Here is a 13,177-nt window from a genome sequence, read left to right as displayed (position 1 = left end):
TTTATCTCACTATAGTGATGCGGGCCCTGCGTGGGGGGCCATGATGATTCCAAGCATAAAACAGGAGGCCATACATGGCTGACAACAAAGCGCAGTTGATCATCGAAGGCGCAGACGCCATCGAACTGCCCGTTTTAACCGGCACCGTAGGGCCTGACGTAATCGATGTACGAGGCCTGACCTCCACGGGTCGCTTTACCTTCGATCCCGGCTTCATGTCCACCGCCTCTTGCGAGTCCAAAATCACCTATATCGATGGTGACCAAGGCATTCTTCTGCATCGCGGCTACCCAATCGAACAACTGGCCGACAAGACGGATTATCTCGAGACCTGCTACCTCCTGCTAAATGGTGAACTGCCCACCGCCGAGGAAAAGGCGAAGTTCATCAGCACTATCAAGAACCACACGATGGTTCACGAGCAGCTCAAGTCCTTCCTCAACGGTTTCCGTCGCGATGCGCACCCGATGGCCATCATGTGCGGCGTTGTTGGCGCGCTCTCGGCCTTCTACCACGATTCCCTGGACATCAACGACCCGCATCACCGCGAAATTTCCGCAGTACGCCTGGTCGCCAAGATGCCGACCCTCGCCGCCATGGTTTACAAGTACTCCATGGGCCAGCCGATGATGTATCCGCGTAATGACCTGAACTACGCGGAGAACTTCCTTCACATGATGTTCAACACACCTTGTGAAGTGAAACCGATCAGCCCGGTTCTGGCCAAAGCAATGGATCGCATCTTCATTCTGCATGCAGATCACGAGCAGAATGCCTCCACTTCCACCGTTCGCCTGGCAGGCTCCACTGGCGCCAACCCATTCGCCTGTATTGCTGCAGGTATTGCGGCGCTTTGGGGGCCGGCACACGGCGGCGCTAACGAAGCCGTTCTCACCATGCTGGACGAGATTGGCGACGTGTCGAATATCGAGAAGTTCCTGGCCAAAGCCAAGGACAAGAACGATCCGTTCAAGCTGATGGGCTTCGGTCACCGCGTATACAAAAACTTCGATCCGCGCGCCAAGGTCATGAAGCAGACCTGCGACGAAGTACTGGGTGAGCTGGGCATCAACGATCCGCAGCTGGAGCTGGCGATGAAGCTGGAAGAGATCGCGCTGAACGATCCCTACTTCGCCGAGCGCAACCTGTATCCGAACGTGGACTTCTATTCAGGCATCATCCTCAAGGCCATCGGCATCCCGACCAGCATGTTTACCGTGATCTTCGCCCTGGCGCGTACCGTTGGCTGGATCTCGCACTGGAAGGAAATGATCGCGATGGGCCAGAAAATAGGTCGCCCGCGCCAGCTTTACACCGGCCACCCGCAGCGCGACCTGCCTCGCTGAGCCGCCTGGGAAACAAAAATAGCAGGCTGCACTTGCTGCTAAAGAAACCCCGCTCAATAGGCGGGGTTTCTTTTTATACCTTTTTATACCTTTGCTTTCGCGCGCGGCTTGTTCGGAGGTGCAAATAGCTTCCTATTTTCCGCTCGACGTAGCACAGCGGCTTGCTTTCGTAGCAGCGGACGACATCAAGATCCTCCCTTAACGATATTCTGCTCGTTTGCGCAGATCCCGCAGTGTGTTGTACGGCGCCTCGACGACAAACTTGTTTGCTAGCCATGACGGCACACTGCCACCCGGCTCCGTGTGCATCTGATAGGTGACCCGCACTCCACCCTCGCCCATCGGCTCGAACAGCCAAAAGCCTTCGACCTTGGTGACTCTGACGAAGCCTTCATTCTCCGCCACATAATCTGGAACGCCATTCAGCTCCCGCCGAAGCGCACCCCCCTCAAGTTCTCTACTCGTAACCTTCACCACTAAGTCGCGAGGCGCTACAGGCCATGGCGAGCTGAACTGGATATAGCTCCAAGCGTTAGCTCCCTTGATATGCAACAGTTCCTGCTTCATGCACTGATGGATCCAGGCGCAGGCGTCGACCACATCTTCCTGCAGAGCACGCAACGTACCGAGGTCGGATTGGATTGTCGTAACGCCACGATACGCTTTATAGGCAGAGCCCGAGACCGGCTTCAAATACACCTGAACTCCATCCTTGTCCTGAGCCAGGCGCCATTTCCCCTCCGCATGAGCTATCGAAGCACAGACCAACCCCATCGCCAGCCAACGAACAAACGCCCTCATACACAGGCTTCCCATTTCCAGAATGTTCAAGCGCTCCGATATATCAGGCAGTGACCTGTTCCAGCCAGCCAAGCAGCCGAATCGCATCCTCCCGATTATCGCCACAAACACTAGGGTCAGCCTGGAAAGCGGCACATACCGCAGGCCGTGAAGGAAGACCAAACAGCTCGCACCGATTCGATTCGGAGAGATGTAAACAGCGTTCTCCAGCTGGCTTACCGGACGGCATGCCAGGTACCGGTGAGCTGATAGAAGGAGCGATGCAGCAGGCACCGCAACCGGGGCGGCAATTCATTCCAATCACCCGAAATGAAAAAACGGGGCGGCGATAATAATGGCTGCCTGAATAAAAGACACTAGTACCAGGACACGAGGCGCTTAACAGATACTTGCGGGACCGTGCGGCGGCCAAATAGGATCCGTCGTCGTCCTTCCGAGAATCCTTCATGCCCATCTGGCTTCAGACCGCTGCCCTGCTCTGCGCTTCGAACCTCTTCATGACCTTCGCCTGGTACGGGCATTTGAAGACACTCAACGGCAAACCCTGGCTGATCGCTGCGCTGATCAGTTGGGGGATCGCCCTGTTCGAGTATCTGATCATGGTGCCGGCCAATCGCATCGGCTACACCGAACTGTCGATCGGCCAGTTGAAGATCATGCAGGAAGTGATCACCCTCGCCATCTTCGTTCCGTTCAGCGTGCTGTACATGCAACAGCCGCTGAAACTCGATTACCTATGGGCCGGGCTGTGCTTGCTTGGGGCGGTATATTTCATTTTCCGATCATGAGCGCGACTCGCAGAACACAACGTCATCAGCCTTCAGCCGGCCGCCGAGACCTGATGACGCCACCACAGCGCTTCGGCATACTGGCCGCCCTTTCCGCACCTTCAAGAGGTTTCGAATGTTCAAGGTCAACGAGTACTTCGACGGCACAGTCAAATCCATTGCCTTTGATATGGCGGCAGGCCCAGCCACCATCGGCGTCATGGCCGCGGGCGATTACGAGTTCGGCACCAATCAATTGGAAATCATGCATATAGTGGCCGGCAGCCTGGACGTAAAGCTCCCTGGCAGCGAAAACTATCAAACCTTCGGGGCGGGCAGCCAATTCACCGTGCCAGCCAACAGCAAGTTTCAGCTGAAGGTGGCAACGGATACGGCTTATCTGTGCGAGTACCGCTAAACGGCAAGACCAGGCGCGGAAAACACACGCTCGTTACATGGAGTCCACCTTAGGTACCCTAGGGTGGATGGCCTCCGTGGAATATCGCGGAGCGTTTTCATCGAAATTTTGCAGGAAGTCTCTCGGTCTGAGAGAGGCTCAATCCAGCGCCTTGTAGGCTTGATTGACCTGCCTGGACTGATTCAAGCGTGTCAACTCCCCAGCCACACGCGAGCGCTCCGCGTTGCCGGACTGCTGAAGACAGTCATACAAGCGCGACAGTTGTACGAGTTGCTCATGCAGACCGGCATCGGAAGCATCTTCGTCGCGCAGTGTCGCTACCAGAGCGCGGCACTCCAGGTCCAATATCGTTACCGCTTCCCAATCGGTCGCCTCCAGCGCGCCGCGCAGCTTGTCAGTCAGCGTAGCGAATGCCTGTTTGCGTGACTGCATGTGCATCCTCGAAGAAAGCGAATGGGTAAGGCGTAAATGTAGCGCAAAGTAAACAGTGCGTCGGACAGGTCGGATTATGGCCGTGGTGCGATTTGATCCCAGGCCAGCTTGATTTCGCCCAGCAACCTGCCCACTTCGTTCAGCTTGTCGATATCGTTATGCCGGCTCGCCTCGAACAGACGCATCGTCATGTACTCATAAAGGCGGTCCAGATTCTCCGCCAGCTCGCCGCCGACGCTCTTATCAAGCGCATCGCGCAAACCACCAATGATGTTGATGGCCTTGCCAACCAGCACACCCTTTTCCGCGAACGCATCACGTTCCATGGCGCCTTTCGCCTGCGCAATACGGTCCAGGCCACCCTGCATCAGCATCTGGATCAAACGGTGCGGATCAGCCTCGTTGACCTGAACCTTAACGCCGACCTGCTGATACTGCTTCATTGCTGCCATAGCATTCATTTGGATGAGCCCCTTGCCACATCAGTTCGTATATCCAATGTATCGGACGAGCGCGGGCGAACTTTATGGCTGGACGAGCTTTTTAACGAAGAAAGCCGCCTGGGCAAGGCGGCTTTTCAGTTTCACGAAACGCTACTTTTTAGAGTTGCTGGCTGCCCAGGGCAAGTTCTCCAACGACGCGAGCAAGCTGTTGGAGGTGTTGCCTAATTGGCCAACAAGTAGATCCATTGCGTTGAATTGCTTGTAGAGACGCTCCTGCAGCGAGGTGATACGACGGTTCAAATCCTCCTTCTGCTTGTCAATACCAGAGATGGTTTCGGTCATTACCTTATTGCGCTGCTCAAGAATACCGCCAGTTTCGGTGTACGGCTTGAGCCTGTTATCAAGACGAGTTGCTAAGCCGCTCTCGCCAGCGAACAATGCAGACAGCCCCTCGAAGCTATTGTCCATGACCTTGGTCAGCTTTTCGCTATCCACTTTGAGCGTGCCGTCTCTCTGGGTGGTAATACCGATATCGCTAAGCGCACGGATTCCATTCGCCCCGTCCACTTTTGCCAACTCGCTGCGAATGGTATTGAGCAAATTGCGAGCAGTCGCATCTCCAACCAGCGCGCCGGTTACCGGGGTTTTACCGTCACCTACCGGAGTAACCTTGGTTTGGGCATTAACAACGCCTATAAGCTTGTTGTATGCATCGACGAAGCTCTGGATCTGCTTCGTCACTCCAGCCTTATCCAAACTCACACCGACCGTGATCGGCTTGTCGGCCTCCGTAAGGCCTTTCAACTCCAACGTCACACCTTCGATGGCCGTCCCGACTTTGTTGGTCTTGCTGCTGACATTCAGCCCATCGATTGTGAGCTCGGCGTTGCTGGCTTTCGTGATCACACCCGCCGAACCATCGTTACCCGGCGCGGCTGTTCCCCCAGCAAATGCGAGTTTGGACAAATCGCCGCTTTCGCCTGTGACAGCGACCGTGATGTCCTCGCCTGCACCTGTAGTCGAGCTATTGAGCACCAAACGTGAACCAGAACTGTCGGTCACTATGGTCGCGCTCAGGCCCTTCTCAGCGCCGGCTTTGTTAATTGCATCCCGGATCCCCGCCAGTGTGTTGTTGCCCTCAGCCACCGTGATAGCAGGCAGCGCAACATTACCGACGCTGACAGTGAGAGTCCCGCTACCCAAGGTTACCGGCGATTTCGGATCATCAACTATTGCCTGAAGCGCTACCTTGCTTCCAGCCGCAAGCTGGCTGACTTCAACCTTATAGCTGCTGGCACCAGCGGATACGCCTGCCGTTACCGCAACGAGATCAGTATTAGAAGAGGTTGCAGCTCTGGCCTGAAAAACATCGGGCTTGCCAAGCTTACCCAAGGCAGTCTGAAACTCGCTTATGGCACTTTTCAGCGTGCCGATCGCCGTAATCCGCGTCGTGGTTTTGGCCTCAAGCCTGCTGAGTTGCGCATCCTTCGGCGCACGCTCCGCCGCAACCATGCTGGCCACCACGCTATCGATATCGAGACCGGAACCGCCTAGACCCGTTATGCCTGCCATAGCCTTACCTCGTCAAAAAACCATCGTTACAGTGCGATCCGCATAGCATTCAATAAACGTGCCGCTCACGCCTTGGTCTCGAATAGCAGGCTGCGCATCTCGTCAAGCCGTTCGGCTAACCGAAGGATCTCTTCGGAAGGGATTTGCCGAACTACCGTTCCCGACTCGCCATCGACTACTCGAACGACCAGGTCGCCTGTTGAATCATCAATACTGAAACTTAAATCGCGTTGGGTACTTTGCATTTGTGCAAGCAATTTCTCCACCGCCTCGCCCACAGCCGTCGGCTGGGCAGCTTGGTCATCACTAGGTGCAGCTACCTCTTGCCGATCAGACGACGAAAACCCAGGCTCCTTGGAGAGTCTGGGTGCCGTACTGAGCGGGTTCAACGCGGGTCCAATCCAGGTTGCTTTTGCGACGTCCATGATTCACCTCGAAATGAATCGATGGGGAAGTGCAAGCACTCCCCCATCCTTACGCCATATCAGAGCCGCGTGTTACTGCAGCAGACTCAGGACTGCCTGTGGCAGCTGCTTGGCCTGCGCGAGAATCGCGGTACCGGCCTGTTGCAGAATCTGGTTCTTGCTCAGGTTAGCGGTTTCCGCGGCGAAGTCCGTGTCCTGGATACGACCGCGGGCGGCAGAGACGTTCTCAGCGATGTTCTGCAGGTTACCGATAGTGTTCTCGAATCGGTTCTGAACAGCACCAAGGTCAGCACGTTGCGAATCGATATCTCGAATGGCCTGGTCGATCACCATCACAGCCTCTTGAGATCCCTGCACCGTGCTTACATCAATCGCCGATACTTTGGTTTCTGTTGCCGATGTAGCTGCAGTATAAGCCGCACCAGCTGTCAGACCCGTAGGCAGCGCACTTACAGACAAAGCGGTGAGCGCGTTCGCCGAACCATCAGTATCTAGCGAGGAGATGATCTTGGTATCTCCACCTTCAGTTACAAAGGCGCCCAAGCCCACGTTCGCATCGTTGATCGCGGTCGCGATTTGCTGAGTTGCATCGGCGGCTGAAGTACCACTCGCAATGGTGGTAGTCACGGTGAAGTCTTCACCGTTAACGGTTCCACTCACAGTAACGGTACCCGAAGCGCTCGCGGTTCCGGCTGCGGCAGCAACAGACCCTTCGAAGGACTTACCTTTGAGAGAGTCGGTGCTCATTTCGTCAATCTTGACGCTAATGGTTTCGTTAGCCGCGCTACCCACCTGGAAGGTGGTGGTCTTGAAGCTGCCATCCAGCAATTTCTTACCACCGAAGGTGGTGGTGTTCGAAATACGATCCAGTTCTTTTTTCAGCTCACTCACTTCCGAGTTCAGTGCCTTGCGCTCGGAGTCACTGTTGGATCCGTTTGCAGATTGCAGAGCCAGATCACGCATACGCTGCAGCAGGTTTGTGGACTGCTGAAGGGCACCTTCGGCTGTTTGAGCCATCGAGATGCCATCGTTGGAGTTCTTCACAGCAACACCCAGACCATTCACCTGGCTGGTCAGACGGTTCGCGATTTGCAGGCCGGCGGCGTCATCTTTTGCACTGTTGATCCGGCTGCCCGTCGACAGACGCTGCATAGAAGTAGCCAGCGAGTTGGACGAGTTGTTCAGGTTGCGCTGAGTATTCAGGGAAGCAACGTTGGTGTTTACTGTCAAAGCCATGATGTTTGTCCTCCATCGGACCTAGCTTGTATTGCCTGGGTTGCGACCCTAGCCTGCAATGCTCAGGCAACCAGAGAGTTCGCATTCATCTCTTGTATCGGCGCTTCGTCTGGGACCTTTAGCGGCTGCTCACTTTTTTTTTGAAGCTGCCCATGCGTGCCGACTCAAGAGTTTGTACGACCGGTAACCGAGCCGAACGGAATCTATATCGACCAAAGGGCGAAGTACTTTAAAGCTGGAGAATTTACTGCCGCGGATTGCTACGGAAGGAAGGCGAACGCCTGGTTTGTATCGGGATGGGGCCCAAGGTGACTTGTCCGCAGCTCAGCTTAGTAATGACGGGATTTGCTTTATAGCAACTATAAGAAAAGAGCTATGCCCGGTCAGAACTCTTGAGGTCACCCTTGTACTCGCTGGGTTTCGCCCAGCCAACAAAGCCCACAGGGGCTCAGAAGGCTAGGCTCAGATCGCAAGATCACCTTTTAACACGATGCGAACTCGAGGTTAGCGTCCCGTCCAGGCCGCGAGCCACTGATCCACCGGATCGCCGGTTAGCAGCCAATCACGATAAACCAACGTACGAAGCTCATCACCTAGACGTTCGGTAGCCTCGCGCTCGGCCATGTGACCGCGGATGGCGTCTACCCATTCGGAGAATCGATTCCTGACTCGCGTCACGGGCATAGCGCCACGATACGGTTCTATGTCGGTACACACCACCGGATAACCACAGGCACCATACTCCAGGAGTTTCAGGTTGCTCTTGCAAACGTTGAATGCATTGTGTTCCAACGGTGCGATAGCCAGATCCAGATCCAACGACGCCAGCGTTCGCGCGTAATGCTCGATGCTTACGCCCCGGTGCCATTCCTTGACATAAGGCTGAAGTGACTCAGGGCACATGCCAAAGAAAATCCAGTCAACCTCACCTGCAAGCTCTTTGACGACATCGGCGATTATCCCCAAATCACCGGTGTGGCTGGATCCCCCTGCCCAGCCGACCCTCATGCGGCCGCGAGGAAGCCCCTTACGCTCGAGCCCTCCCCAGACTTCGGCTGGCAAACGATTCGGCATTACCAGGATATCGGAGTGGAAGCCCCTGAACGCATCGGCTAACGGCTCAGTGGAAACGACGAAGCGATCAACGAAACCAAGCCCTTGGCGAAGAGACCGGACAATATCCTTCGGCATTTGTGTTCGATGAACACTCTTAACTGGAAGGTTCGGTAGATAATCGTCGAGCTCATAAACCTTGAACGCTCGCGAAAAGGCCTGAATCCTACGCATCGCCTCCAGACGATCTGCTCCGATCTGCCGTTGCAGAATAATCGCATCCGGCTCGTATCGCTCCAGATCCGTGGGGTGCATCAGACCGACCGACACTGCGCCTTCAGCCAGTCCGCTGGACTGCATCGCCTGGAAGGGATAAATCATCCGGTAGTGCCCGCAACCGAACATGTCTCCAGGGTGAACCAATATGTTCGGCAATGGCTTCCAAGAAGACATAGGACGCCAGGAGATTGCGTTATCGGCAAGCTTGAAACCACCGGGCTTGACCAACGACAGATTTCGGTTGTACGCCGGGTCGCGTGCCAGAACGGGTAGCCAGCGGCTATACAGGCGATCCTGTTCAACCGTACTCAACGGCTCATCCGCGCGATCTTTCATTACGCTGACGTGCGGAGTCCAGACATTGAGATAGCCGGCCTGTTGGGCCTTTAAGCAAAGGTCGAGGTCAGCCCAGTTTTCCGCCTCACCCGACTCGTCCAACCCACCCAGTTCCAGGAACTTCTCGCGAGCAATCATCAAGCACGCGCCACTGACCGCGCTGTAGTTCTGGTCGACTTCAAGGCGATTCATGTAACCCGAAGCATCCAACTTCTCGCCTATGAACGGAGAGCAAGCGGGCCCCTGCAGACCAAGCACGATACCGGCGTGCTGAATTGCCCCAGCCGAGCTGACCATCTTGACGCCAACGGCGCCTACTTCCGGCCGTTGAGCATGATTCAGCATTGAGGTGAGCCAATCCTCCATCACGACCGCCGTATCCGCGGTGATGAAAAGCAGATAGTCCCCTCGTGCTTGCTGAACCGCGTAGTTTTGCGATGCCCGTAACCCTTTGGCCGCGCATTCGTCCAGCACACGCACGTTGGCTTCGCCCATAGCCTTCAAGCCATTCAGCCAAGTGACCATCTCATCGCCCTGCTCCTTTCTAGGAACAAGCAACAGCTCATAAGGGACATCCCGCGTCATTTCCAGGATGCTTTCCATGCACCGTTGAAACGCGGCCAGAGGCGCAAAAGCCGGAATAACGATCGAGACGCCTGGTGCCGTGGCATGCCCATATTGCAACCGATAACGTCCTGGCAGAAACGGTACGATCTCGGCCTGCGCGTATCCTCTGGTTCCCAAATGTTTTCTGACGGCCCTCACTTCATCGTCGCTATGTTCCAGTTGCAGCACAGGCGTCATCAACAGTGGCTCGGACACATGCCCAAGCCCAGCCAGGCCACCTTGTTCGATAAGGCGCAACACCAACTCGAATTCGAGCGCACCTGGATAGGAGCGATCGAACCCGCCAGCAGCTGTGAATACGTCACGTCGAAACAACCAGTGCCGCCCCATGCTGGCCGGAAAGCTCAATAGCAAATCGAGGTTGAAATCTGGTCGCAAGATAGGCAGCAGCTCACCGTTAGAGGCAATTTGAATCTCGTCGGTATATATCGCACGGCAGTCTGGCGCTGCGACAAGATCAAGTGCAGCGATCAGCAGACCGCTTGCTGTAAAACGCTCTCCGGCTTGCACTAGCAAGCACCACTCACAATCCAGCTGCGCCGCGACCTGGTTAAGCGCCGTTACGTAGTTTTCCAGGGTTACCCGGATGGGCACGTCGCCAGAAAGCGCATCACCGCCGAAATCACCGACGGTCAACACCTTTGCTTCGATGTGCCGATACCCTTGCTGATCGTCCCGCAGGCTGGCTAGCGTCTGCGTGACAGACTCAACGTGGCCCTGTAGATCAAGCACCAGAACACCGATGCGTGGTCCACCCTGATTGTCCTCGAGGTGTTCTTCGATCAATCGTTGCTGCAAAGGATTCGGCAGACGCGCCGCGAGCCATGTCCGAACAATATCCCCTGGACTCCCGCTGGACATCTGTCCGAGCTGCGTTAATTTGGCGGCACGCTGGCTTTTGATGCTGGCATCGTCCAAATCCGAATGCCGCGAATACAGTTCACGGTACAGCGCTGGGTAATCTTTAAAAGCGTGCAGGGAGCGACGATCGGGCGCGGCGTCACCGACGCGCATGCGCACCTGTACCGTTTCTCGCTGCACATGGTGGAAAGGTAGCTTTATCGCCAATCGCAGCAGGAAATCCCAGTCCTCCAGGCCCGATAGCGTCTCGTCAAATTCGCCGACCTCGGCGGCCACTGCACGTGGCCAGGCAAACGTGTTGACAGGTATATAGTTGTCAACGAACAAGCGCTCGCGCGAATAGCTGTCATGCGGATACCGTCGCTCCTCCTGAAGGCTGTGGCGCACACCGTTTTCGATTCTTTCAGCCACGAACAACGCATCGCTGTAGACCACCTCGCCCGGGTGCTCCTGCAGTGCGTCAGCCAGAGTCTGTAGATGATCCGGCAGGAAGATGTCGTCGTCATCCAGATACACAACATATCGTCCGCGAGCCACGCGATGCGCTGCGTTTCGTGCGGCGGCCGGCCCTCGATTCCGGCCTTGGCGAATATAGGTGATGCAATAAGGGAAGCGCGCCAGCAACGGCTCCACTTCCTCACCATGATCGTTGACCAGAATCGCTTCAAAATCGCGGAACTGCTGCTTTTCAAGGCTTGCTAGCGCATCCAACAGAAGTTGCGGGCGATTGAAGGTAGTCAGCACGACGCTGAAGAACGGTTCATAGCGGCTGCCGGACAGGCGTTCAAGTTCCCTAATCCGGTCTTGATCAGCGACGCCCAGTGCCTGCGCACGATAGGCGGCACGCAACGCCTGCGCCGGCTCGCCCAGTTCCTGGTGGATATGCGAAACCCGCCATAGAGCCGCACCCTGCCCCTGCGAATCGTCACTCAGGTCAGGGAACAGTCGGCTGGGGGAGTAACGCTCAACCATGTCCTGCGCGACCTTGGCTTCGAAAGCACGGGTCTTGGCACTGGAAAGACTTTCACCGTGCTGACGCCAGTGGCAGACGATGTTGTCGACCTTCTTGAAGCGGGCACTATCGGCAAGTCGAGTCCACATGTGGAAATCATGGCAGCGGACGAAGGCGACATCGTAGCCACCGTAGCGTTGGTATAGCGACCGACGCACAGCCGTGCCAGGGTTGGGCAGGCAGTTGCCACGGATCAACCGTGGCAACAGCGCCTCGCCATAGAAATCTGGATATTCGGTACGCCACAGCTTATCTGGACGGGTGTCGTCGAATATCTCCAAGTCGCCGTAATATACATCGGCGTCCGGGCAGGCCTGTATGGTCCTACGCAGCGCGGCCAGTGCGCCCGGCGCTTGCCGATCGTCGCTGTCAATCCAGACGATGAACTCGCCGCGCGCAGCATCGATGCCCGTGTTGCGCGCCGCCGCGCCGCCACCGTGCTGGTTGCGCAACAGCCGCAGTCGCGGATCGTCGATCTCGCCTACAATATCCAACGAACGGTCAGTGGATCCATCGTCGACGACGATTAGCTCAAAGTCCGGATCGCCCTGCGCCAGCACCGATTCGATCGCTTCTTTCACGTAGCGCTCGCGGTTGTACATGGGCATGACAACGCTGAAGAATGGCACGGGCGAGGTCGCCGTCTCCGCGACAGCCCGAGGCGCCGGAGCCATTGTCTGCGGAGCCGGCGCCGTTTCGCTGAATAGCTGGAAGCGCTTGTTCAGCCAATTCAGCACCTGCCCGATCAGCTCCAGTTTTTGCTCTGAGGCGATGGCTCGGTGCGTGGTGATGCTGTGCACAAATAGCTCAGCAAGCTGATGGTAGTGAGCGGCGCTCTTGCTACCGGTCATGCGCTCCATCGCCGTCGTGTCGCGCTTGCGGATCTCCCGGCGAATATATAGCGGCTTTTCGATGCGGGCGAAGGGCCCATGAGCGGCCAAGTGACAGAGGAAGGCCAGATCGGCGCTCACCACCGGGCGAAAATCCAGATCAATGAAGGAGCGACGGATTAGCTGGTTGACCGCCTCGCAACGATCCAGTGCGTGCAATAACTTGAGATAGCGCTCGTGGGGCGCCAACGGCTCGGCGAATATGTAGTTGCCGCCGTTGGTCTGGCCGAGCACCCTACCGGTGTCGTCAATCCACTGGGTCCGGCTGTAGACCAGGCTTATCCGATCATCGTCTTGCATCCGTGCATAGGCTTCGGCGAGGAATTCGGGAGCCAGCACGTCGTGCCCCCCGAGCCACATGAAGAACTCAGACGTAGTGTGTTCGAAGCAGTAGCGGAAGTTGGCGGAGGCACCGACGTTGCGTTCGTGGCGCACGTAGTGGAAGCGAGAGTCGCGCGTGCAGAACTCCCGGCAAATGTCACCCGTTCGATCGGTGGAGGCATTGTCGGCCACCAGCACCAGGAAGTCGGAGTGAGTTTGGGCAGCGAGCGACTCTAGTGTTTCCAGGACGTAGGCCCCCTCGTTGTACACCGGGACACTGACCACTATCCTGTTTTCAAACTTGTGCATGCACACCCCCACATCCTGATTCTTCACGCCCCGGCTAGGCCGGGGACCC

At 56.5% G+C, this 13,177-nt stretch carries 11 protein-coding genes; 3 read left to right on the top strand and 8 right to left on the bottom strand.

The features are described 5' to 3' along the window. The first annotated feature begins 74 nt into the window (after positions 1-74). On the top strand, positions 75-1,346 hold the full coding sequence (gene gltA, locus UF78_RS07750; protein ID WP_045161514.1) for a citrate synthase: 1,272 nt from the start codon (positions 75-77) through the stop codon (positions 1,344-1,346). Positions 1,347-1,544: 198 nt separating this feature from the next. Here the strand turns inward: gltA and UF78_RS07745 are convergent, their stop codons facing one another. Next, positions 1,545-2,162 carry an START domain-containing protein gene (locus tag UF78_RS07745; protein ID WP_045161743.1) on the bottom strand — a complete coding sequence of 206 codons (618 nt, stop codon included), beginning with the start codon at positions 2,160-2,162 and terminating at the stop codon, positions 1,545-1,547. Between the two features lie 28 nt (positions 2,163-2,190). Continuing rightward, complete coding sequence (locus tag UF78_RS23095) at positions 2,191-2,442, bottom strand: YkgJ family cysteine cluster protein (RefSeq protein ID WP_080890569.1); 252 nt, start codon at positions 2,440-2,442, stop codon at positions 2,191-2,193. Positions 2,443-2,593: 151 nt separating this feature from the next. Here UF78_RS23095 and UF78_RS07740 point away from each other — a divergent pair, with 151 nt between their 5' ends. Together UF78_RS07740 and UF78_RS07735 are read left to right on the top strand one after the other, a co-directional pair. Then, entirely contained in the window at positions 2,594-2,935 is a 342-nt protein-coding gene (locus tag UF78_RS07740) for a DMT family protein (RefSeq protein ID WP_045161513.1), read from the top strand. A 115-nt stretch (positions 2,936-3,050) separates the two neighbouring features. Then, a complete protein-coding gene (locus tag UF78_RS07735) occupies positions 3,051-3,332 on the top strand; it encodes a pyrimidine/purine nucleoside phosphorylase (RefSeq protein WP_045161512.1) in 282 nt (93 codons plus the stop codon). A 138-nt stretch (positions 3,333-3,470) separates the two neighbouring features. Here UF78_RS07735 and fliT read toward each other — a convergent pair whose 3' ends face one another. From fliT to UF78_RS07705, 6 genes are all read right to left on the bottom strand, one after another. Further along, a complete protein-coding gene (gene fliT, locus UF78_RS07730; protein WP_045161511.1) occupies positions 3,471-3,764 on the bottom strand; it encodes a flagellar protein FliT in 294 nt (97 codons plus the stop codon). Positions 3,765-3,838: 74 nt separating this feature from the next. Continuing rightward, complete coding sequence (gene fliS / locus UF78_RS07725; protein WP_045161509.1) at positions 3,839-4,225, bottom strand: flagellar export chaperone FliS; 387 nt, start codon at positions 4,223-4,225, stop codon at positions 3,839-3,841. Positions 4,226-4,357: 132 nt separating this feature from the next. Next, positions 4,358-5,779, bottom strand: coding sequence for a flagellar filament capping protein FliD (fliD, locus tag UF78_RS07720; protein ID WP_045161508.1), 1,422 nt, complete (start codon positions 5,777-5,779; stop codon positions 4,358-4,360). Between the two features lie 65 nt (positions 5,780-5,844). Continuing rightward, positions 5,845-6,204: a flagellar protein FlaG gene (locus tag UF78_RS07715; RefSeq protein WP_045161506.1), complete on the bottom strand. Its 360-nt coding sequence runs from the start codon at positions 6,202-6,204 to the stop codon at positions 5,845-5,847. Positions 6,205-6,276: 72 nt separating this feature from the next. Further along, the gene (locus UF78_RS07710) at positions 6,277-7,440 is read right to left on the bottom strand and encodes a flagellin (RefSeq protein ID WP_045161505.1); all 1,164 of its coding nucleotides are present in this window, start codon (positions 7,438-7,440) and stop codon (positions 6,277-6,279) included. 504 nt (positions 7,441-7,944) lie between these two features. Next, positions 7,945-13,128 carry a glycosyltransferase gene (locus UF78_RS07705; RefSeq protein WP_045161504.1) on the bottom strand — a complete coding sequence of 1,728 codons (5,184 nt, stop codon included), beginning with the start codon at positions 13,126-13,128 and terminating at the stop codon, positions 7,945-7,947. Between the last annotated feature and the right edge of the window lie 49 nt (positions 13,129-13,177).

The organism is Stutzerimonas stutzeri (genome assembly GCF_000952685.1).
GTDB classification, from domain to species: Bacteria; Pseudomonadota; Gammaproteobacteria; order Pseudomonadales; family Pseudomonadaceae; genus Stutzerimonas; species Stutzerimonas stutzeri_E.
This window is presented reverse-complemented; position numbering and strand designations above follow the sequence as displayed.

Coding starts and splice junctions, on each gene's coding strand:
- UF78_RS07735 (WP_045161512.1), top strand. CDS start 3,051: ATGTTCAAGGTCAACGAGTACTTCGACGGCACAGTCAAATCCATTGCC.
- fliS (WP_045161509.1), bottom strand. CDS start 4,225: ATGAATGCTATGGCAGCAATGAAGCAGTATCAGCAGGTCGGCGTTAAG.
- UF78_RS07715 (WP_045161506.1), bottom strand. CDS start 6,204: ATGGACGTCGCAAAAGCAACCTGGATTGGACCCGCGTTGAACCCGCTC.
- fliT (WP_045161511.1), bottom strand. CDS start 3,764: ATGCAGTCACGCAAACAGGCATTCGCTACGCTGACTGACAAGCTGCGC.
- fliD (WP_045161508.1), bottom strand. CDS start 5,779: ATGGCAGGCATAACGGGTCTAGGCGGTTCCGGTCTCGATATCGATAGC.
- UF78_RS07745 (WP_045161743.1), bottom strand. CDS start 2,162: ATGGGAAGCCTGTGTATGAGGGCGTTTGTTCGTTGGCTGGCGATGGGG.
- UF78_RS07705 (WP_045161504.1), bottom strand. CDS start 13,128: ATGCACAAGTTTGAAAACAGGATAGTGGTCAGTGTCCCGGTGTACAAC.
- UF78_RS07740 (WP_045161513.1), top strand. CDS start 2,594: ATGCCCATCTGGCTTCAGACCGCTGCCCTGCTCTGCGCTTCGAACCTC.
- gltA (WP_045161514.1), top strand. CDS start 75: ATGGCTGACAACAAAGCGCAGTTGATCATCGAAGGCGCAGACGCCATC.
- UF78_RS23095 (WP_080890569.1), bottom strand. CDS start 2,442: ATGAATTGCCGCCCCGGTTGCGGTGCCTGCTGCATCGCTCCTTCTATC.
- UF78_RS07710 (WP_045161505.1), bottom strand. CDS start 7,440: ATGGCTTTGACAGTAAACACCAACGTTGCTTCCCTGAATACTCAGCGC.